At 69.1% G+C, this 20,588-nt stretch carries 17 protein-coding genes; 8 read left to right on the top strand and 9 right to left on the bottom strand.

Annotated elements, in window-relative coordinates; genetic code table 11:
* Position 1: 1 nt before the first annotated feature.
* Positions 2–310, bottom strand: a complete 309-nt coding sequence (locus tag ABD747_RS26770; protein WP_425562568.1) for a PadR family transcriptional regulator — start codon at positions 308–310, stop codon at positions 2–4.
* Between the two features lie 278 nt (positions 311–588).
* Here ABD747_RS26770 and ABD747_RS21250 point away from each other — a divergent pair, with 278 nt between their 5' ends.
* The 4 genes from ABD747_RS21250 (at position 589) to ABD747_RS21235 (ending at position 6,100) form a co-directional block, all read left to right on the top strand.
* Positions 589–1,224, top strand: a complete 636-nt coding sequence (locus ABD747_RS21250) for an RNA polymerase sigma factor (protein ID WP_344808384.1) — start codon at positions 589–591, stop codon at positions 1,222–1,224.
* Positions 1,217–3,274 (top strand): beta-propeller domain-containing protein, encoded by a 2,058-nt coding sequence (locus ABD747_RS21245; protein WP_344808382.1) that lies wholly within the window; start codon positions 1,217–1,219, stop codon positions 3,272–3,274. Before ABD747_RS21250 ends, ABD747_RS21245 begins: the two co-directional genes overlap by 8 nt.
* Before the next feature lie 374 nt (positions 3,275–3,648).
* Positions 3,649–4,641, top strand: coding sequence for a serine hydrolase domain-containing protein (locus ABD747_RS21240; protein ID WP_344808380.1), 993 nt, complete (start codon positions 3,649–3,651; stop codon positions 4,639–4,641).
* Between the two features lie 370 nt (positions 4,642–5,011).
* Positions 5,012–6,100, top strand: a complete 1,089-nt coding sequence (locus tag ABD747_RS21235; RefSeq protein WP_344808379.1) for an IS110 family RNA-guided transposase — start codon at positions 5,012–5,014, stop codon at positions 6,098–6,100.
* A gap of 544 nt (positions 6,101–6,644) precedes the next feature.
* On the opposite strand, the gene ABD747_RS21230 is transcribed toward ABD747_RS21235, so the two are convergent.
* The 4 genes from ABD747_RS21230 to ABD747_RS21215 form a co-directional block, all read right to left on the bottom strand.
* Positions 6,645–7,067: a nuclear transport factor 2 family protein gene (locus ABD747_RS21230; protein WP_344808377.1), complete on the bottom strand. Its 423-nt coding sequence runs from the start codon at positions 7,065–7,067 to the stop codon at positions 6,645–6,647.
* Between the two features lie 755 nt (positions 7,068–7,822).
* Positions 7,823–9,703 carry a sensor histidine kinase gene (locus ABD747_RS21225; RefSeq protein WP_344808375.1) on the bottom strand — a complete coding sequence of 627 codons (1,881 nt, stop codon included), beginning with the start codon at positions 9,701–9,703 and terminating at the stop codon, positions 7,823–7,825.
* Positions 9,700–10,032 (bottom strand): response regulator transcription factor, encoded by a 333-nt coding sequence (locus ABD747_RS21220; protein WP_344808373.1) that lies wholly within the window; start codon positions 10,030–10,032, stop codon positions 9,700–9,702. Before ABD747_RS21220 ends, ABD747_RS21225 begins: the two co-directional genes overlap by 4 nt.
* Complete coding sequence (locus tag ABD747_RS21215; protein ID WP_344808371.1) at positions 10,029–10,355, bottom strand: response regulator; 327 nt, start codon at positions 10,353–10,355, stop codon at positions 10,029–10,031. Before ABD747_RS21215 ends, ABD747_RS21220 begins: the two co-directional genes overlap by 4 nt.
* 140 nt (positions 10,356–10,495) lie before the next feature.
* On the opposite strand from ABD747_RS21215, the gene ABD747_RS21210 reads away from it, so the two are divergent.
* The gene (locus ABD747_RS21210) at positions 10,496–11,158 is read left to right on the top strand and encodes a hypothetical protein (RefSeq protein ID WP_344808369.1); all 663 of its coding nucleotides are present in this window, start codon (positions 10,496–10,498) and stop codon (positions 11,156–11,158) included.
* A gap of 619 nt (positions 11,159–11,777) precedes the next feature.
* Positions 11,778–12,374, top strand: coding sequence for a GNAT family N-acetyltransferase (locus ABD747_RS21205; RefSeq protein WP_344808367.1), 597 nt, complete (start codon positions 11,778–11,780; stop codon positions 12,372–12,374).
* Between the two features lie 118 nt (positions 12,375–12,492).
* On the opposite strand, the gene ABD747_RS21200 is transcribed toward ABD747_RS21205, so the two are convergent.
* Positions 12,493–12,843, bottom strand: a complete 351-nt coding sequence (locus tag ABD747_RS21200; RefSeq protein ID WP_344808365.1) for a nuclear transport factor 2 family protein — start codon at positions 12,841–12,843, stop codon at positions 12,493–12,495.
* Between the two features lie 296 nt (positions 12,844–13,139).
* On the opposite strand from ABD747_RS21200, the gene ABD747_RS21195 reads away from it, so the two are divergent.
* Together ABD747_RS21195 and ABD747_RS21190 are read left to right on the top strand one after the other, a co-directional pair.
* Positions 13,140–13,838 carry an NADPH-dependent F420 reductase gene (locus tag ABD747_RS21195; protein WP_344808363.1) on the top strand — a complete coding sequence of 233 codons (699 nt, stop codon included), beginning with the start codon at positions 13,140–13,142 and terminating at the stop codon, positions 13,836–13,838.
* A 257-nt stretch (positions 13,839–14,095) separates the two neighbouring features.
* Positions 14,096–14,845 carry a hypothetical protein gene (locus tag ABD747_RS21190; protein ID WP_344808361.1) on the top strand — a complete coding sequence of 250 codons (750 nt, stop codon included), beginning with the start codon at positions 14,096–14,098 and terminating at the stop codon, positions 14,843–14,845.
* An 88-nt stretch (positions 14,846–14,933) separates the two neighbouring features.
* Here the strand turns inward: ABD747_RS21190 and ABD747_RS21185 are convergent, their stop codons facing one another.
* From ABD747_RS21185 to ABD747_RS21175, 3 genes are all read right to left on the bottom strand, one after another.
* The gene (locus ABD747_RS21185) at positions 14,934–15,482 is read right to left on the bottom strand and encodes a hypothetical protein (RefSeq protein WP_344808359.1); all 549 of its coding nucleotides are present in this window, start codon (positions 15,480–15,482) and stop codon (positions 14,934–14,936) included.
* Positions 15,483–15,572: 90 nt separating this feature from the next.
* Positions 15,573–17,351: a RecB family exonuclease gene (locus ABD747_RS21180; RefSeq protein WP_344808357.1), complete on the bottom strand. Its 1,779-nt coding sequence runs from the start codon at positions 17,349–17,351 to the stop codon at positions 15,573–15,575.
* Positions 17,352–17,493: 142 nt separating this feature from the next.
* Positions 17,494–20,586 (bottom strand): hypothetical protein, encoded by a 3,093-nt coding sequence (locus ABD747_RS21175; protein ID WP_344808355.1) that lies wholly within the window; start codon positions 20,584–20,586, stop codon positions 17,494–17,496.
* Positions 20,587–20,588 lie beyond the last annotated feature (2 nt).

Raw genomic sequence — 20,588 nt, 5'->3', positions numbered from 1 at the left:
CTCACGCCTCCAATAATCCGGGTCGCCGAGTCGCTGCCCGTGCTGACCGCAGGTGGGCGCGGACGTACGCCAGGCCCTGAGGGCTCAACCGATACAGATGTCTGGGCGGGCGACCCAGTGGCATGTCGGTCTCCCATCGGGTCTCGAGCCACCCTCGTTCGGTCAGCCGGATCAAGATCGGATACAAGGAGCCCGACTTGATGCGCAGGTCGCCGATAAACTCGTAGCCGTAGCGCCACGCGCTCGGCTGCGACTCGAACGCCTGCAGGACCGCTGTCGTCTGACGGGAGGGTCTCCGGGAAGCTCGCACCCAGCTAACTCTACATAGCTAGACTTAATCGGGCTGCGGATTCGAGAAAGAAGGCAGCACAACTGGCTGCGAGGGGTGGTCGTGAGCGAACCGGCAGACACGTCCCTCCGGTTCGGTTGTCCGGGTTGGATCTTTCGTTGAGTCCTCCCGCTCGCATGGGCAGCAGGACGTCTCGCGGGGCGGTCGGTTTTGCGGAATCCTGCCAGACGTTGCGCCGTTGACAGATTCTTGATCGGAGGATGTCAACCGGTGGGGGGCCTGCGGCGAGTGAAGCAGTGATGGACACGCATGGAGCAGCTGCTGCTGGCGGCGCTACCCCTGATCGGTGGCAGCGGCCGGCGCTCGCTGCGGTCGATTTGACGATCGACGCCGACGACGCGGCTCATGTTGGCGCTGATCAGACGGATGGTCCCGGTCGCGGGCGGGTGTCCTTCGACGACTTCTACCGGCAGGAATACCGCCACGTGCTTGGACTGGCGTACGTCCTGACCGGAAATGCGTCGGTGGCCGAGGACACCACCCAGGATGCGTTTACCGCGGCGTATCGGCAATGGGCGGCGATCGGCGGCTACGACTCGCCGGCAGCCTGGGTGCGCCGGGTCACCTGCAATCGGGCGGCGTCGGTGGTCCGGCGCAGGGTGCGGGAGGCGCAGGCCATCGTCCGGCTCGCGTACCGAACGCCGACCCATATCGAACTCGACGAGGGCGATGCGGAGTTCTGGCGGTCGGTTCGCGCGCTGCCAGCCCGGCAGGCCCAGGCGCTCGCCCTGTTCTATCTGGAGGACTACAGCGTGCGTGACATCGCCGCGGTCCTCGACTGCAGCGAAGGCACCGTCAAGACCCATTTGAGTAGGGCGCGTACCGCGGTCGCGCGCCAGTTGCGCCTGGAACGCGTGGAGGATGGCCATGAATGACCCGATCGGTGACGCCGAGATGAACGACTCGGGGATGAGTGACGCCGGGCAGAACAGCTTTGAGGCGCGGGCGCGCAAGGCGTCCGAGTCCGTCCGGCGGCAGCTGGCCGCGGCGGAACCAGGCGATGAGCTGGGCCTGAGGCGTGCGCACCGACCGATCCGCCGGATGGCCATCCCGCGGGTCGCGGCTGCCGCGGTGCTCGTCGCCGGGATCGCGGTTCTCGGGCCGCGGCTCGTCGGAGGTGGCGGCAGCGGGTCGGCGGGCCTCGGCGGCGCCGGCGTGGCGTACGCGGCAGGGCCGCTGAAGGCGTTCGCGAACTGCGACGCGGTGCTCGGCTACTTCAAGGAACACGCCCCGGACTATCTGATCGAACAGGCGAGCAGGGGCTGGGCGGCGGACGGAGGCGCCGAGCTGTCTTCACAGCCGACAGCGGCGCGCGCGGCCGACGCCCCCCCGGGGGCGACTGTCTCAACGCCGGCTCATTCGACCACCAATGTCGCCGAGGCCGGCGTCGACGAACCCGACCTGGTCAAGACCGACGGGAAGGTGATCGTCGCCGTCGCGCGCGGTCGGGTGCACCTGATCAGCGCCCACAACGGCCAGCTGTCCAAGGTGGCGACCCTACCCGACACCGACGTACGCAACGTCTTTCTCTCCGGCACTCGCGTGCTGGTGTTCAGCGGGCAGCGGCCGGAGGAGGTTGCGCCCGGGCCCCGGTCGGCGAGACAGCGGCAACTCCTCACCACCTACGACATTGCGACGCTCCGCGCACCGAAGCTCGTGGCTACCCTCGCCGTCGACGGTGACGTTCTGGACGCCCGGCTGGTCGGGGCACAGGTGCGCGTCGTCACCGCCTTCTCGCCCGACCTCGATATTCCCTCGCCGTACGTTGGGCGCGAGGGCGGGATCGCCGAGGAATCCAAGAAGGAACTCCAGGACGCAGTCGCGAAGTCGACAGTGGACGACTGGCTCCCCGCGTACAGCCTGACCAATGGCGTCGGTGCCCAGGTGAGCAGCGGACGCCTGGTGGCCTGTCCCGATCTGGCCAGACCCGACACGTTCTCCGGCATCGACACGGTGGCCGTCTCGTCGTTCGACATCACCTCAACACTCCAGGACCGTCACACCGTGGGCGTGGTCGCCGGCGGTCAGCAGCTCTATGCCACCGACACCGCGACCTACGTCACGACAACCGAGTGGAGCCGCGACGATACGACACCGACCACGAGTGTCCACAAGTTTCTGACCGGCCCATCAGGCGCGACCTCGTACCGCGGGTCCGGCGAGGTACCAGGGAGCCTGCTGAACCAGTACGCCATGTCGGAGGTCAACGGCGTGCTGCGCGTTGCCACCACGGTGTCCGGAAGCCGCGGCTGGGTGAACTCCCGGATGGTCAACGAGGGTGTGGTAACCATGCTGCGCGAACAAGACGGCACGCTGAAACAGGTCGGACAGATCGACGGGCTGGGCCGCAAGGACAACGAATCGATCCGCGCCGTACGGTTCATCGGCAACGTGGGATACGTGGTGACCTTCCGCCAGACCGACCCGCTCTACGTACTCGATCTGCGCGACCCCGCCGCGCCCAAGATCACCGGTGAGCTGAAGATCCCCGGCTACTCCGGCTATCTGCACCCGATCGGGACGGATCTGCTGCTCGGCGTCGGACAGAGCGGGAAGGGCAAGATCCAGTTCTCACTCTTCAACGTCAGCGACCCCAGGTCACCCCGGCGGATCGACACCCAGGCCTACGGCTGGGGAAACGCCGGCGCAGAGTTCGACCCGAAGGCGTTCCTCTACTGGGAGCCTCGCAACCTGGTGATCGCCCCGATCACCTCATACGGCGACAAGCTGGACTTCAGCGGCCTCGTCCTGCTGCGCGCCGACGCCGACGGCCTGCGTGAAGATGCCCGGATCACCTCGCCCGGATCCGTTGGGGAGCCCGTTCGTTCGCTCATCATCGGCGACGACGTCTACTTGTTGTCCGAACACGCTCTCCAATCCAACCGCCTCGACGGCTACCGCATGGTCGACCGGCTGAAGTTCTGAGCCAGCCGTACACCCCTTTCGCCGGACCCTGGCCGACGCCTCACGGTGCACCGCCGACGTGGCGTTTCTGGGGCCGCCTGGTCATGGGGAGTCTGGTCTGGCCCCGCCGCGCCACGGTCGGCTAATGCGTGCTCCGCACGACAGCCGGACACTCGGCGCGTGGAAGGTTGCGGGCGTGAGGTTCCGGATGCGGTACTGAACCGGACGCGAGAATCCACCGAGTCAGCTCTGACTGCGCGCGTCGTGGTCGCGCGGACAGGCGGTAGGGCTGGCTGACAGAATCGTGCCGACATGATGCCATCGGTTCGTCTGGCTCGACGGAGAGGTAACTGCATGTCGCAGCGTCAGCATCGGCACTGCCGTTGGCTGGACTGATGGACCTTGGCGGGCTTGACGCGGTCCTCCGCGGGTCGGGCTTCACCGGTGTCGTGGTGGTCCGTCACGCCGGCGCGGTCGTTTTCAGCGCGGCGTACGGATACGCGACGCCACGCTGGCAGATTCCTAACACTGTCGACACCCGCTTCGACACGGCGTCGATCACCAAATTGCTCACCAGCGTGGCCGTCCTTCAGCAGGGTGGTGCCGGCCGCCTCGACCTGGACGCATCGATCCACCGTTACGTCGACTTGGCGGGAACGACGATCTCCGACGCGGTCACTCTGCGGCATCTCCTCACCCATACCAGCGGAATCGCCGACGACGCCGATGAAGAGGCAGGCGAGGTCTATGCCGACCTGTTCGTGGACACACCGTGCTACGCCATCATGGAGACCGTCGACTTCCTGTCGCAATTCGCGCACAAGCCGGCGCTGGCCGAGCCCGGGGTCCGAGCCCGGTACTGCAACGTGGGTTACGTGTTGGCCGGGTTGGCGCTCGAACGGGTCGTGGGGGAGTCCTACCGGACGTATGTGACCAGAGAGGTCTTCGAGCGGGCGGGCATGACGGGGGCCGGCTTCTTCGACCGTCGAGATTCGGTGCCCGAAGTGGCCGAAGGCTGGGACCTGGTCGACGGGGAGTGGCGGGCAAACATCTTCAGCTACCCCCCGATCGGTTCACCGGACGGCGGAGCCCATGCTTCTGCTCAGGACCTGTTGATCTTCCTCGACGCCGTCCGGGCTGGACAGTTGCTGACACCCGAGCTGACTAAGCAGTTCCTCACCCCGCAAGTGACTCGAGACGAGACGGTCCGGTACGGCTTCGGCCTGGAGTTCCGCCGAGCGACCCTCTACAAGGAAGGCAGCAATGCCGGGGTCAGCGCCCTGCTCACCCGGTACAGCAACACTGACGTCGACGCGGTCGTGCTCTCCAACACCGCCGGCGCAGCATGGCCGGTCATGGCAGAACTGAACCGACGCTTCGAGTCCTGACAGCCTCACGCAGACCCGACGATAGGCCCGCCAACACCGCATCAATGCCGCAAGACGGACCATCACTGCGTGCGTCCCGCACGACCGTCGACTAGTCGGCGTCCCCCACGACCGACGACCACTGCGTGCGTCCCGCACGACAGTGAGCATGATTCTGGTGTTTCTCGCTGGGTCTGACCCGCCGCACGACTGACGCGACCCGTTGCTGTCCTTCGTCGGATTCGTCGACCCGGCGAGAAGCATCTCGGCACGCGAACGGCCGGGTGGCGTGACCTCATAGGAGCCTGCGCACCAGGCGCCCATCACTGTCTTGTCCACCGACCCGACCGCGGCGTGCCTCACCCGACCGGTCCAACGGAAGAGGCAAGGCATGACCAGCATGACAACTCCGACCACGCGCGTCGTCATCGGTGGGGTCGACACCCACGGCCAAACACATCACGCAGCAGTCATCGACGGAGTCGGTCGCCAACTCGGTGATCGAGAGTTCCCCGCCAACCCGGCCGGCTACCGAGCCTTGGCGGCCTGGCTCAGCGGACATGGCACCCTTCAGACGATCGGCGTGGAGGGCACCGGCACCTACGGCGCCGGGTTGGCACGCTACCTGCGCACCATCGGGCTCACCGTCAACGAGGTCGACCGACCCGACCGCAAATCCCGCCGGACCCACGGCAAGTCCGACGCCCTCGACGCCTACGCCGCCGCCCGAGCCGTGTTGTCTGGGTCGGCGACCGGCATACCGAAACGTCGCGACGGCCGCGTCGAGGCGATCCGGGCACTCCGCGTGGCCAGATCCAGCGCGGTCAAGGCCCGTAGTCAGGGCACCAACCAGATCAAAGCCCTGATCATCTCCGGCCCGCCCGAGCTGCGCGAACAGCTGCGCCACCTACCCACCGCGAAGATCATCAACATCTGCGCCCGACTGCGTCCCGGCCAGCAACTCGGCGACCCCACACAAGCCACCAAAACCGCGCTACGCCGCCTCGCCCGACGCCACCAGCAACTCAGCGAAGAAATCAGCGACGCCGACCAGGACATCACCCACCTGGTCGGCGAGGTCGCACCCGACCTCCTCGCCCTCCCTGGTGTCGGGCCCGAGGTCGCCGGCCAGCTCCTGACCAGCGCCGGCGACAACCCCGACCGGATCACCTCCGAAGCCGCGTTCGCCCACCTCTGCGGCGTCGCGCCGGTCCCGGCCAGCAGCGGCCGCGTCCACCGAAACCGCCTCAACCGAAGCGGAGACCGACAAGCCAACAACGCCCTCTACATCATCGTCATCGGCCGGCTCCGCTACGACCCACGCAGCCGCGCCTACGCCCAACGCCGAACCCAAGAAGGACTCTCCAAACCCGAGATCATCCGATGCCTCAAACGCTACGTCGCCCGCGAGATCTACCACGTCCTCCCACAGCTCCAGCTGCAGAATCCCCAGCCCAGCCAGCCACTTGACAATCCATAGGAGCATCCGACGGCTTGCGGAGCAGTAGCAGATTGTGGCTGTGGACGTAGCCATCGGACTCGCGCTTCTCGGGGCGTGTCTGGCAGGCTGCTCGCCGGTTTCGTCCTGTTGACTCGACGGGCGAGGCGTGGCGTCATCGTGGGTACTGCTCTCACCGGAGCCATGGCGGCATGCAACGAGGCTGGCGTGGCGCGGCACACGATGCGCACGTTGAGATCCAGGCCCAAACCTACAGGCTTACGCGAATCGAGTCGCCGGAGAAGCACTGACCGTATCGGTACGGCCGTGGCTCACCACCGCGTTGTAGCTGGAGGGTCGTCTTGCGAGCAGCAGGACGTCAGGACCACCGACTTTCGCCACATCCTGCGTGAGGATCCGCTCGAGTTCGGACAGGACCTCGACCGATCGCTCGATCTCCACCGATCCGCATCAAGTGCGCCTTGAGTGGACGGACGGATTTCGAGCGGATCGCGAAGTCACCGGCTCCGACGCAAGGTCTTTCGCGCAGGAGGCCAGATTGCCGGCGACGCGGACCCAAAACGCCCTATGCGCCGCCGGCGGCGTGCTTCGGCCGCTCACCGGAGATCTCCTCGACCACTTGCTCGATCCCTACGCGCGTCGTCTCGACATCTTCCATGTACAGCCGGCCCGCGACGATGAACTCGCCTTCGACCTGGAACAGCGTGACGCCCCTCGTCTCCAACGGCACCCCGTCCCTACGATTGCCCGTCCAGAGCCACTCAGTCCAGATGGTTCCACCGTGCTCAGCCGACCCGAGCAACTCGGCGTGGAAATCTGGGATCCCTGCGAAGATCGCCGCCCAATTGGCGTGCATCTGAGCACGCCCGATGAACGAGCGTCCCGGATGTGCTGGCTGCTCACTGCGGTAGTCCTCGTGAAAGAGCGCCGCCGCCGCTTCGAGGTCATGAGCATTCATGGCGGTGAGCAACCGAGCGATCTGGTCCATCAATACTCCGACCTAGCCGGCGACCCCGTGTCCGCGCCTCTCCTGAACGTTAGTGCCGCACTCCTCGACGGTCAATCAAACGATGTCGCCACCCCGACAGTTCGCCAGTAGCAACGCCCCCCCGGGGGCCGGGGTCAACGAGCGGTCCACTACGGCACGGCCTAACCCGCCTCCAGCGGCCCAGTGGCGGAGTCGAGTTCCAGCCGGTCACGATTGCAGTTGAACTTGCTGCTCCGGGATCGGTGCGGGTCGGGTCGCCTGTACACGCATTCTCGCCAACGGTCCCCGAGCGGTCCGGCACGACCTGATGCGATGACTGGCCGATCTGCTCGGCTACTGGCGCCCCCGCGGCGGCAGTATCAGAGGAACCATCGCATCATCAACCCTGCCCGCGGTCGCACTGATCACAATCACCGTCTCAGCCTGACCCATCGTTCTCGCAACGATGGTCGAGCACATCGTGCGAGACCAGCAGAACCCGAAGCCCGCCAAGGGCCGCTCGCAAACGGTCAGCAGCTGTGTGCTCGCACAACGGTCCCGCTCTGCGTGCAGGAGGGTCGTCAACTGACGATCCAGGCAATGGGCTCGGACGCGAGGACGACTTGACCGAATCCTGCCAAAGTACGGGCACTTTGCGTGCTGCGCGACGAGGGCTTGCTAGCTCGGGTGGGGGAGCTTCTGGGCGGCGCGAGCTGGGACGCCGGCGCCATCTGTGTTTGTGCGTGGACCGGCAGGTCTGGGCCGGTGTGAGGAGCTCAGGCCGAGCCGCACGGGATCCAGACGGTCACTCGCCAGCCGTCCTCGCCGGCCACGATTTCTGTTCGGCCGCTCAGCTCGTCGGCGCGCTCGGTGATCGAGCGCAGGCCGATCCCGGGAGTGGCTGGTCGGGACGCGCCGTTGTCTCGAACCATCAGCTCGAGTTGTTCGCCCCGGCTTGTCAGCTGGACCCGGACCTGGCTGCCGGTGGAGTGGCGTTGGGCGTTGGTGATGGCTTCGGTGGCGATTCGGTAGGCGGCCAGCTCGACCGCCGGCGGTAGTGGTCCGAGGCTGGTGGCGGAGACGCTGACCGGCAGCCGGCCAGCCTTCGACGCTTGCTCCCGGATCGCTCCGACGAGGCCGAGCTCCTCCAACGCCAGCGGTCGGAGCCCGTAAACGACTCGGCGCACGTCGGCGAGGGCCTCTCGGATACCGACTCGGGCCTCTGCTAGCAGCGTGGCCGCCGCTTCCGGGTCGGTCGTCAGCTGGTTGGCCGCGGCGTCGGCGCGAAAGGCAGCGTTGGTCAGCGTTGGGCCGAGGCCGTCGTGCAGGTCGCGGTGCAGCAGGGAGCGTTCGCTCTCCCGGGCTCGAACGACCTGGGCTCGAGACGTCCGGAGCGCGTCGGCCAGGGCCTGCTCACGCAGCAGCAGAGCCAGGGGACCGGCCAGCATGCCGAGCGCGGCGGCGTCTTGTCGGTGCAGCCGCGACTCCCCGGTCCGGAGCGTCACGATCAGGTGTCCCAGTTCTTCGCCCCGGATGGTCAGTGGCAGGGTCTCCTGCGTCCCGCTACGGGTCTCTCCTGCGATCGTGAGCCCACCGGTCGATCGAACAGCGAGACCGGGCAGCCGCAGAGCTGTCCGGGCACGCTCAAGCACCTCCGCGAGGTCCTCGACATCGCCGACTGCCGCAGCGAGCGCCTCGGGGTTGTCCCGGCGTCCGTAGAACGCCTGCGTGATCAGCCTTTGCAGACCAAGGCGGACCGGGTTGAGCGCAAGTGCCACCACGATGGCCGAGGTGACCGGCCCCCAGGTTGCGAGGTCCGCGGGCAGGACAGCCGTGGCCAGGGCGACCAGCCCGACGTATCCGAGCAGCACGGCACCGATCAGCAGCCCGTACAGCAGGGTTCGTGACACCACCAGCCGGATGTCGAGGAGCTGATAGCGCACGATGGCTATGGCGATGGCTACCGGTATGCAGACGAAGCTCAGCAGCAACAGTTCCGGCCCGCGGCCGGTGATCGCCCGCTCGACGTTGAGCACCAGCATCACCATCACGGCCAGTACCAGCCAGAGGATCTGGCCGCGGACCATCTCGTCGCCACGGCGATAGCGCATCACCAGCGACACGATCGCCGCCGTCGTCACGGCCAGGTCGCCGAGCTGGACGACCAGGTTCATGATCAGCGCGTCGGGCGCGACGAACCAGCCAGCCAGTGCCAGGGCCAGCGAGCCGAACGACGCCCACACCAGCCACCGCCAGCGCCGCGAAGGCAGTCGGCCGTCGGGAAACAGCAGCAGCAGCAGCGCGAACAGCGGACCCATGCCGAACTTCCACGCGATCCCCAGCAGCAGACCGCAAATCCCGATCAGCCACGCCGACCAGCCGGCGGCTGCGCCCCAAGCCACGCCGGCGACCCCGATCCCGGCCAGCAAGTGGCCGACCCCACCAACGAACAGCAGCAGCACGAGGAGGTTGCGAGGCCGGTGCCAGGCGATCACTGCCGCCGGGACCAGATAGCCGACGCCGATCACCAGGTTGGTGATCGTGTACGGGCTCAGCGGCAGCGCAGCCGAGCGGGCGAAGCCGCCCAGCACCAGGCACACCGCGAGCAGAACACCTCCCACGGCGGTGATCGCGATGCTGGTCGACCGGCCGCTCACGGTCGGGTCACCCCGAGGCCAGCATCGCGAGCGCGCACGATCGCCTCGGCTCGCGACGAGATCCCGAGCTTGGTGAAGATCGCCGAGATGTGGTTGCCGACGGTCTTCGGCGACAGGTGCAGCCGTGCGGCGATCGTCGCGTTCCCCAGTCCCTGTGCAATCAGGTCCAGGACCTCACGCTCGCGCGGCGTAAGTCCCGAAAGCTGCCCGCTCGGCCACGCGTCGGCACGGCCGAGCACGTGCTCGGCGACGGATCGGCTGAGAACCGCGTCACCGGCCGCCACGGTCCGGATCGCACGGTCGATCTCGGCACTCTCGGCACCCTTCAACAAGTACCCGCGAGCACCCGCCGCCAGCGCCGCCTGTACCAGGAGTCCTCCTCGAACATCGTCAGCACCAAGACAGCGACGCCGGGTGCTCGCGCCCGGATTTGTCGGGTGGCCGCGACCCCGTCGAGATCGGGCATCCGCAAATCCATCACGACCACGTCGGGCTGCTGCGCGAGTGCGGCGCCGACCGCCTCCCGACCGGTCCCAACCTGGCCGACCACCCGGACACCGTCGAGTGTCTCCAGGAGCGCGATCAGTCCGCCGCGGACGACGGGGTGATCGTCGGCGACGAGCACCCTGATCGATCCGTCGCCGGAGGACATGGCCTCATTATCGGTGACCTGATCGTTGTCCGCCTGGGGTTCAGCCCCCAGGCAGAACCGGAGATCTGCCCGGGTCGCCCGGGAACGCCGGCGGCCACGGCCCCAGGTGCCCGGGCGCGGGTAAGCGCAGGCTGATGATCATGACCAACTCCCAGATGACCACGCACGCCGACCCCGCCTCACGGCCGGATACCGCACCGAGGTGGCTGCGTCTGTTCGGGGCCGCGCTGATGCCGATCGGGCCGGCAGTCGTGGCGATCATCCGGCTGATCTACCCACCGGACGCCGCGACCGCCCTGCACCAGCCCCAGACGATGGAAGCCGTCCTCTGGCTGGGCTTCGTCGCGACCTTCACCCTGATCCCCGGCGCGTATGCAGCCCTGACGCTGCTCCGCCGACCGACACCTCGACTCTGGATCTGGACCGGCGCCTTCCTCCTGCCGGGCTACCTGGCAATGATGACCCTCGGGTTCGGCGACACCCTGTGGGCGGCAGCACCCGCAGCCGGCCTCGACGTGGATCAGGCCGAGAGCCTCAGCCGCGCCGCCGAGGCAGCCGGACCGGGCAGTATTACCCTGCTGATCTTCGTGCTCGGACACGTCGTCGGCGCCACACTTCTCGGGGTCGCCGCGCTGCGGGGCCGGCTGATCCCGGTGGCATCCGCCCTCGCGATGATCATCTCCCAACCCCTGCACGTGGTCGCGGTAATCACCGCGGCACCGGTACTGGACCTGGTGGCCTGGGGACTGACCGCGACCAGCATGGGCTTCCTCGCCATTCGATACGTACGCGCCGGCGACTGACCAGCGGCCAGGACAGAACACGGGAGCTACCCATGTCCACCAAGAAGCAGATCCAGACCCGGATCAATCCAGCGACCTCGGCGAGCCGCGTTCCCAGGCAGTTGCGAACCCTTCCAGCCCGGTTGGTAACTGGGCGCGGTCGAGACCCCGCCGACCACGTCACAGACGCCTCGACGCCGACGACCGTTCCGGCGCGTGATCGCACGGGGACTGAACATCGTAGGAAGGCCGCGACGGCGACGTTGGTCGCAATCCTGGGCAGGATCGGCGAGCTGCTCGCCTACCCGACGCCTGGCTACCCAGGCTGGTACCTCGGCCCCGCGTTCTACCGCTACTACCGGCGAGGGTTCGACTACCCGCAACCACAAGACCCGGCAGGCACCGTCTGCGACACCCCCTGCCCATCGGAACACTCCGCGTCCTCAACGGCACCCCCTGGATGGAACACCCATGACCGACGCCGCCAGCCTGTCCAGGCCGACCCCTCGTAGGACGGTCGGCTAATGGATACTCCGCACGAGGGCCCCGCTTTCGCGGAACAAGCTTTGGTTGACGTGCCTTCGTGCGGTACAGCGGGAGCCACCGTCAAGGTGCCGGCCGGTTCAGGCATCATCGGCGCATGAGCGGATCTGCACGGATCGAGGTGACGACCGCGGTGGCCGGCAACTGGCGCGACGTCGAACGGCTGTTCGGCCGGTCTGGCGCCTCGAACGGATGCTGGTGTCAGTACTGGATCCTCGGCGCCGAGTACACCCGTCGCGACCGGTCACAGAACAAGCGTGACCTTGCTCGTCAGATCGGCAGCGGCGCTGCCGGCCTCGTGGCGTATCGCGATGGCGAACCGGTGGGCTGGGCTCGCTTCGCTCCGCGCTCGGAGCTCGATTGGCTACTGAAGAGGTTCTCCGGCTATGACTTCGGTCAGGAGGCTGCATGGTCGTTGTCATGCTTCTTCATCGCTCGAACAGCACGCGGCGAAGGCGTGATGGCGCAGTTGATCAACTACGCTGCGGATTGGGGTCGCGACCACGAGACGGTGATCGAGGGCTATCCCGTCGACACCAGCGTCGACGGGGCGACGCGCAACGTGTTCCCTGGGGTCCTCCCGGCCTTCCTGGACGCGGGATTCATCGAACGCGGCAGGTTGAGTATGGATCGCGCGGTCGTGGCCAGCACCCCTGATCGAGCCCCGAGGAAGCACGGAGTTGCTTCTCGCTGAGCGGTCCCTTACGCGAGCTCCGCACGACCGGGCCTTCAGCCGTACCTCAGGGCAACCCCGGTGAGCGCGTGAATGTCAGCTGCCACAGCGGCAATGGGAGCACGACGGACTTGCCGACCTAGACGTGGGCTCCAACGCCGTAGCAGCGCATCGCGATGATCAGCCCATCCTTGATGTCGTAGGCGATGCAGTAGTGGATCCGACTGCCCAACTCCGACCTGACAGCAGCGCAGTCTCCCTCCAGATAGGCATTCTCCTCACCTATGACGATCCGTCGCGTCTGCAGGTCCACCATCGTGGCGTGCAGCGCGTTGACGTAGTCCCGCACCGTGTCGGGTCCACGCACCACCTGACCGGTCTCGACAACAAGCCAGGTGACATCGGCGCCGTAGCACTCGGCAAAGTCCGCACCTTGGCCCATCAGGTCGAAGTAGCGCTCGATGGCGCGCCGGCTTTCTTCAGCTGACATGAAACCCTCCCGCTTCAACCCAAGGTAGGACCCCGTGCCGTCGCCCGACCCTTCGCACCCGAGGATTTGCACCCCCGTCGGCGCCACCTGGGCCCGCCCCCCGGTTGGGCCCCAGCCCGGCCCTCAACGGACCACCGTGCGCGTCCGGCACGAACGTCCCCCTACGTGTCGATCAGCGGTCCGGGCCGTCACGGAGACCATCGTGGCGTAGGGATGGTTCTCTGTCGGCCGAGGCGGACCGCTGTTGACGGTGTTGGTCGTGGAATAGGGCGGCTGCGGGACGGGTTGCGCCCGTCATGACGACGATTGGCTTCATCGGCAGCGGCAACATCGGCAGCACGGTCGCCCGCCTGGCCGTTGCCGCCGGATACGACGTCGTGCTGTCCAACTCCCGCGGTCCCGAGACCCTCGCCGACCTCGTCGAGTCGCTCGGCTCCCGGGCGCGGGCCGCGACGGCGCCGGAAGCCGCTGCAGCAGGCGATCTCGTGGTCTTGACCATTCCGCTCGGCAAGGTCGATCAGATACCGGCCGCGCCGCTCGCCGGCAAGGTGGTCATCGACACCTGCAACTACTACCCCGACTCCCGTGGCGCGCGTGAGGCCGACGGCAGGATCCCTGCGCTCGAGGATGGGCGTCTCACCACCAGCGGATTCGTGCAGCAGCACCTGGCGGACTCGAAAATCGTCAAGGCTTTCAACAACATTTCCGCCAAGCACCTGCGCGCCATGCACCGTCCGGCCGGCGCGGCGGACCGCAACACGTTGACGATCGCCGGGGACAGCGCAGACGCCAAGCGTCAAGTGGCCGCGTTCATCCAGGCCATCGGCTTCGACGTTTTTGACACCGGCAGCCTCGCCGACAGCTGGCGCTTCCAGCGTGACCAGGCCGCCTACGCAGGGGCCTACGCGATGGACGGCGACTTTGAACGCCCCCGACCCCTGAACCGCGACCAGCTGCAAACCCTGCTCGATATGGCGGACCCGAACCTGCACTAACCCCGGCGATCAGACAGCCGGCCCCGACCGCCTTCAGCGGCCTAATTCGGGAAGCCGTCACGTGCGACGCAGGCACCGGCGGTCAAGAGCGCGTGCGTCTCGGTTAAGGGTCCTCCAGCGGAGGAGACAGATCGGCCCGAAGACCGCCGGCGAATGGCGTCGGCTCAAACGTCTCTCCACTGTCGGTGCCGGTTGTTAACGTCCAATCCATGTCGCTGCTGGAACGGATTCGGACTCGGCTCGTACCCGATGTCGAGGTGGAGGCCGAGGAGGCGTTCAGGTCGCTGTGGAAGGAATCGGTGCGGGCCGGCAGCACCCGCCACGCGTTTCATCGGGAGGTGCTGAACGATCTCGACGCTCTGATCGCCCGCACCGATTCCACCCCCGTAGACACCCTGGTGACGGTGAACGACATCCTCGTCCGATGGGACGAGTTACCCCGCCTCCACCCGCGCGTGGCCCGACGGCTGACGAAGGACTGGATGAGGACCTACGTGGTCGCCGAGGTCGGTCGGGTCGCTGCGGTCGCCGACTCGACCGGCATCCTGACCGTGTGCAGGGAGGGCAGCTCGTCGACGCGAAGAGAGCGCCAGCTGACGATGCAGCACCGCGCCTCCGGTCTGCGCGCGCTGTTCATCTGGACCGACGGCGCCGAGATCGGCCGGGTGTTCTCCAAGTCGTATTCCGTCCCGTCGATCGATCCTGACCGGTACTGGGCGGGGGAGGGTCTGGAGGCGGTTCACGAGTGGGAGGGGTTGGGCATCACCACGCGGCTGTACACGGAAGCGGCCAAGCTGCGGCCCGAGCTCCGGTGGGGGATCACGGCGTTGACGGACCAGTCCGCGGCGCTGCGGCGCAAGTTGCATTCGGTCGACCCGTGGCGCTTTGCGGCGGCGCGCGACCTCGAACGGCATCCGGGCTTCGCGTGCCGTTGGTGCGTCGAACACCACTGGGCGGCTCTTGAGCGGACCGCCTTCCGGTGGCACCCGACCGTGGACCGGGCCTAGCGGCGACGCACCCCGCGGCAGCGTCCCGATGGCCGTGACGGCAACGAAAGGCCGGCGAGCGCCGAGCTCGCAGCCTCGTCTGCCGGATTCAGGTCAGCGCCGCGCGGGGACCGTCGAGGGCGACGACACCAAGACCGGCCAGGGTCTGCAGGTAGGTCAGCTCGGTGTGCGGGTTGATCCAGCGCACGTTACCGGTGGGCGGGGTCGCGTCGGTGAACGGCGCGTAGGACGTCGACACCACCACCAGCGGAACCGGCTGCGCCCACTCCTCGACCTCGACCGGGTCGATCCGGTCGGCGAACAGCACCGACAGCACCTCCTCGCCGGCGGTGCCGACATCGAACGTGCCGCGTTCCGCGACGTCGGCGATGAGGACGGCCTGGACCCGGTTCGCGGTGGTCACGGCCTGCTGCCAGCGGGCGAGCAGTGCCAGCTCGTCCCCGTCGGCGGTGCCGGGCAGCTCGCCGTAGCCGGGGATCAGGTCGGCGACCAGCTCGGTCAGGCTGCCGGCCTCGACGACCCGGTCGTCGTGTGTCAACCGGTAGCTGATCGGCTCGTCCGGCGCCGCCTCGGTGGGGTCGTCGGCAGGATCGTCGAGAGGGGATCCGGTGCCGGGGGTGGTGGGCGGGGTGGTCATGGATGGATCCTCACGTCGGTTCGGATTCGGCGCCCGGCGCCGGACAGCCCGGCGACCGGGGTACCGAGAAGATGATCATGGGGCGACGGGTCAGAGGCCGAAGTCGGCCACGGCTGCGGTGTCCCCGTCGTGGTCGTCGACCGGGAGGCTGCCACGCGGCTTCAGCGGCAGCACGGCGGCACTGCCGTCCGGCGCCGCAGGCAGGGGAGCAGACCTGTCGCCGTTCCCGGGCCGGATGAGGCGCTCCTTGGCGGCGGTCACCGCCGCGGACACGTCGCCGGCCGGATCGTCCACCGGCCCGTCGGACCACAACCCGTACGCGACCTCCCACATCAGCAGGACGCGCCGGGTCACCTGCGCCGCCCATTCCTCCCACTGCTCGGGTGCGGCCGCGCCCAGCGGGGTGGGCAGGTTCCGCAGCACCCGCTTCACCAGGAACCGGGCGCGGGAGTTCATGCCGTCCTGCCAGGAGCTGCTGCCGGTGACCTGCTTCTGCACGTCGAGCACGATCGACGCGTACATCCCGGCGAGCGCCCGCACCCCCGACCGGGTCAGCGGCACCCCGTCGTAGGCGAGGGCGTGGACCGCCATCTCGACCACGTCGACGGCGCCCATCGAGGCGTAGCTGTTCGGGTTCAGGTCGCCGTCGGCCTGCTCGACGTACGGCTGGCCTTCCTTCAAGCGGGTCACGGGCACTCCTCGAGGATCACGGGCCGGCTCGGTGCCGCCAGTCGTCCCGTGTGCGGCGGCAACCGGTCCGCCGTCGTCCGGGACGGCGTCGCCCGGGGCGGGGGCGGGGTGGAGCGTCGCCCGTACGACGGGGATCGGCAGCCACTCCGCCGGAACGGCCCGGTCGGTGCGGTCGACCTTGCCGTCGGCGCGGGCGGCGGGGCAGACGGTGACCAGCGGGCACCAGCCGCACAGCGGGGTCGGGGCGGGACGCAGGATGCCTGTGTCGCCGATCAGGGCCAGCTTCTCGGCGGCCAGCACGAACTTATCCCGGGTCTCGGCGAGCCGTGCCTTCGACTGCGCCACCTTCTTCGACTGGCCCAGCCGGGTGTAGTGCAGGTGGGCGGCGGCCGGCATCTCCCCGAGGGTCTGCCGCAGCGCGAGCAGGTACAGCCGCTGCTGGTCGCCGTGCGGGTCACCCCACCGGGCGATGTTCTTCGGCAGCGACGAAGACGTCTTGTAGTCGACGACCACGAGGTCGCCGTCGCCGTCGCGGTCGAGCCGGTCGACGTAGCCGACGAACCCGACCCCGGCGATGTCGGTGCGGACCTCCGTCTCGCGGCCCGCCACGTCGACGCGGGCCGGGTCCTCGATGTCGAAGATGCCCTTGAACGCCGCGTACACCTCGGCCAGCCACCGGTCCCGGACGGCGCCGGTGAGCGGGTCGACGCCCGGGAACGTCTCGGCGCTGACCTGCCGCAGGATCGTCATCGCCGACCCGATCGACCGGTCGGCCGGCGGCAGCCCGTAGAACCGTTCCAGCACGGTGTGGGCGCCGTTGCCGAGGATGTTGGGGGAGAACGGGTCGGGGGCGGCCGGCCACAGCTTCTCGAACGCCCACCGCGTCGCGCAGCCCTCCAGCGCGTGCATCGTGGACGCGGACATGGTCCGGTCGGTGAGGCGCCGCAATGTCGGCTCGTGGCCGACGGCGAGCGCCTGCCCGTCCCATGCGAACCGGGCCGACAGGATCGCCAGCCTGGTCCTCAGGTCCAGGTTCGGGTCGTCGAGCTCCGGGTCGCGGCGGGCGTCGCCCCGTCGTTCGTCGCCGGTCCGACCGGGACCGGTCGGGTTCCCGGCACCGCCCCGCGCCGCCTCGGCGGGCCGTTCCGGCTGGTCGCCGTCCCGCGGTGGCGTGTGCATCCGCTGCCTCCCTGGTCCCGGGGAAGCCCGGCCCGGGTCGGCGGGTCCCTGCAGCACTGGTGTGCGGCGGGGCCGGATTCGACGGCGGCAGGGGGCTGGTCGGCGTTCGGGTGGCACCGGTGACCGGTCCGGCCGTGCCGGGTCAGCTCGCCGTGTCGCCGGGGTGAGCGTCGCCGGCCGGCGACGGGTCGAGGAGGGTGGTCAGGGCGACGGGGACACCGGAGAACCGCTGGCTGGCGCCTTTCAGCCGGCGGCGTGTCGTGGCCGTCCCGCGGGTCGTGCCGGGGACGTCCAGGACGAGCCGTTCGTCGCGGGCCGACTGCCAGGCGCCGGCGGCCCGGGATCCGGCCGGCAGCAGTTCCGGGTAGAGCCGCTGCGCGACGGAGAACGCGGTGGTGTGGTCCAGCAGCACCACCTCCTCGTCGGTGTCCTGCAGGAAGCCGTGCACGCCGACGGCCGGCCCGTTCGGCGCCGGACGGTCGCCGTGCATGCTCCAGCCGAGCCGGGAGGCGAGCAGGAGGTCGGCGTCGCCGGGGGCCTGCATCGGGTTCGCCGCCGACTGGATGTGGGCCCGGCCCGACCGCAGGGCCAGGGTGATCGCGAGCAGAACGTGGTGGCCGGGGGTGGCGTTGGTGGAGGTCCGCCAGTTGGCGGCGACCAGTGCCGACAGTTCGGCGGGCAGCCGGTCGGCGTCGGTCAGCAGGGAGACGTAGTCGTCGCCGATGCCGAGGTTCGCCGCCAGCTCGCCGAGGTAGCGCAGTGCGAGGGCAAGGTCGCCGCCGATCTTCACCGCGCGGGTGACGGAGCCGCCGTCGAGGCCGCGTGCGATCATGGCGTCGCGGATCTCGTCGTCGCAGAGCCCGCGATCGTCGGCGACCCAGCCGACGGTGGCGGCCCAGTCGCCGCCGTCGCGGCTCGCGCACTGGTGCCTGATCATCTTGACGAGCCCCTGGGTGACCCGGGCGGGCGCGCCGTCGTGGGCGTACAGGTCTTTCAGCGCGTCGGTGGGTCGTCTCGACTCGGCCAGGGTGCCTTTGCGGCACAGCACGGTCAGCGACCGCTGCCGGATCGACTCCACCGTCGACTCGTTCTCGGCGGTGGCGACCAGCATGGCGTTGGGGATGCGCACCGGACGCGGCGTGCCGTCCCGGGTCATCCGGCCCCGGCTCGAGCCGTTGTGCACCATCCGGATCGTGTCGTCCAGGTCGGACTGCTCGCGGGCGGCGCGGCGCGGGTCCGACGACGGGGCCAGGTCGTCGACGACCCACATGCAGGCGACCGACAGGTTGGCCTCGGTCGCGGCGATCGAGTCCTTCGCCGAACCGGGCAGCGCGTCGTCGCTGAAGTATCCGGGCCGGCGCGACCAGAACCCGCAGATGACCCCGGCCGAGTACGACTTGCCGGACGCGGGCGGCCCGACCAGGTAGACGACCGAGTTCGACTGCATCGGCAGCGCGGCCCGCACCCCCGCGGCCAGCACGACGGCGGCGACCGCCCGGTCGGTGTAGGCGGCGATCACCGCGTCGAGGGTGGCCTTCAGGTCGCGGGCCAGGTGGCGGCGGTACATCGGGTCGTCGAAGTCGGCGCCGCCGTCGTCGCCGACGCCGAACAGGTGGGCGTTGTGGATCAGCTCGCCGACCGCGGACAAGGTGGTGCCCTCGACCTTCTCCCCGACCACCTGGTCGCCGACGGAGAACACGGGCAGGTCGCCGGGCACCGGCACCCATCCCATCCGGGTCCACAGCGTGCGGCGCTGCACCTCGGCCTCGCGGTTCGCCTTGACCGCCTGCAGCCAGTTCTGCCCGACCGGTCCCCGTGGCGGCCAGGCCGGGTGCAGTTTCAGCCCGGTCGGCAGATGGAGCGGCTTGTGGTTCAGCCACCGGTCCGGGGTCTCCACCAAGATGTCGGAGGGGCCTTCGACCAGGTCGGTGACCAGGTTGCCGGCCGGGTCCCGCCACGAGATCTCGATCTCCACCCGGTCGTCGGCGCCTGGCGGCAGCCGGGTCAGACCCTCCCCGAACCGTCCCGTCGACACCTCCTCCGGGGTGGGTTTGCGTTTCACCGTCTGGGCCACCACCCGGCCGCCGATCGGGTACTCGGCGACCCAGCTGCCGCCGACCACGTCGCCGCTCGCCTCGTCGACGCGGGGTTTGCAGACCTGCAGCTCGGTACCGTCGTCGCCGATCCGGTACTGCCCGATCGACTCGAAGTTCTCCCGGCGGGGCCGGGGCGGCAGGCCCGGTGACAGGTGGCGGAGCAGGTCGTCCCAGGTTCCGTGGTCGGCCAGGTAGTCGTCGACGCCGACCTTCGCCCCGCCCTCCGGGGTCGCGGCGGCCGGCGACAACAGCGCCGCGTTCGCCTTGCGGCGGGCCAGCATCTCGAACAGCTGCGCCGTCGGCTCCCACACCTTCCACTTGCAGGTCACGTCGCCGTCGACAGCGACCCACACGTCCCGGCCGGTGAGCGCGACCATCGACCATTCCGGGTTGGTCCGCCAATTCCACACGCCGGCGATCGCGATCACGCAGACCCGCCGGTCCGGGGTCATCGCGGCCAGCAGGGAGCGGAGCCGGTCCCGGGCGCCGTCGACGGTTTCCCCGGTGGCGAGGCGGAGCTGGTCGGGTGTCACCCCGGAGGCGAGCAGCGCCCCGGTGATCGCCGAGTCGCCTTTCAGCTGCCCCTCCGCCACCAGCAGCGGGATGGCCGGGTCGGCGAACCAGCCGGCCGGGGTGGCGGGGTGAGCGCCGAGCACGGTCTCGTTGCCGAACACGAACTCGTACTTGCGTTCCCGCCCGGTCTCGTCCCGCTCCGGCACCGCCGGTCGGTACTGGATGGAGGTGCGGATCGGTGCCTGCCCGGTCCGTTCCGCCCGGGCCACCTGGTCGGCCAGGTACCAGGGCATGACGAGAATGTCGCCGGCCTGCAGCGAGTCGCCGAACCGGCGGCCCTGCTTGCCGCGCTTGTCGATGCCGAGCCGGCGGCAGTCGGCGGCGGCCTGCCGGGCGTCGGCCCAGACGAGGGTTTCGCAACCGCGGGCGGCCGCCACCAGCGGCGCGACGGCGGAGGTGGCGAGCTTGTCCGCACCGGAGGCGGTGACGAACGGGGCGTAGTCGCCGGCGACCCAGTGCCGCCCGGTGCCGCCCCGAGCGATGCCGGGCCGGCCGGCGCCGGAACGGTCAGTCGCGCCGGTCGCGTGCGGCGCGGTGTCGGTGGCCGGGTCGGGCTGGGCTGTCACGC

It is taken from the genome of Microlunatus ginsengisoli (assembly GCF_039537205.1).
Taxonomy (GTDB): domain Bacteria; phylum Actinomycetota; class Actinomycetes; order Propionibacteriales; family Propionibacteriaceae; genus Microlunatus; species Microlunatus ginsengisoli.
This window is presented reverse-complemented; position numbering and strand designations above follow the sequence as displayed.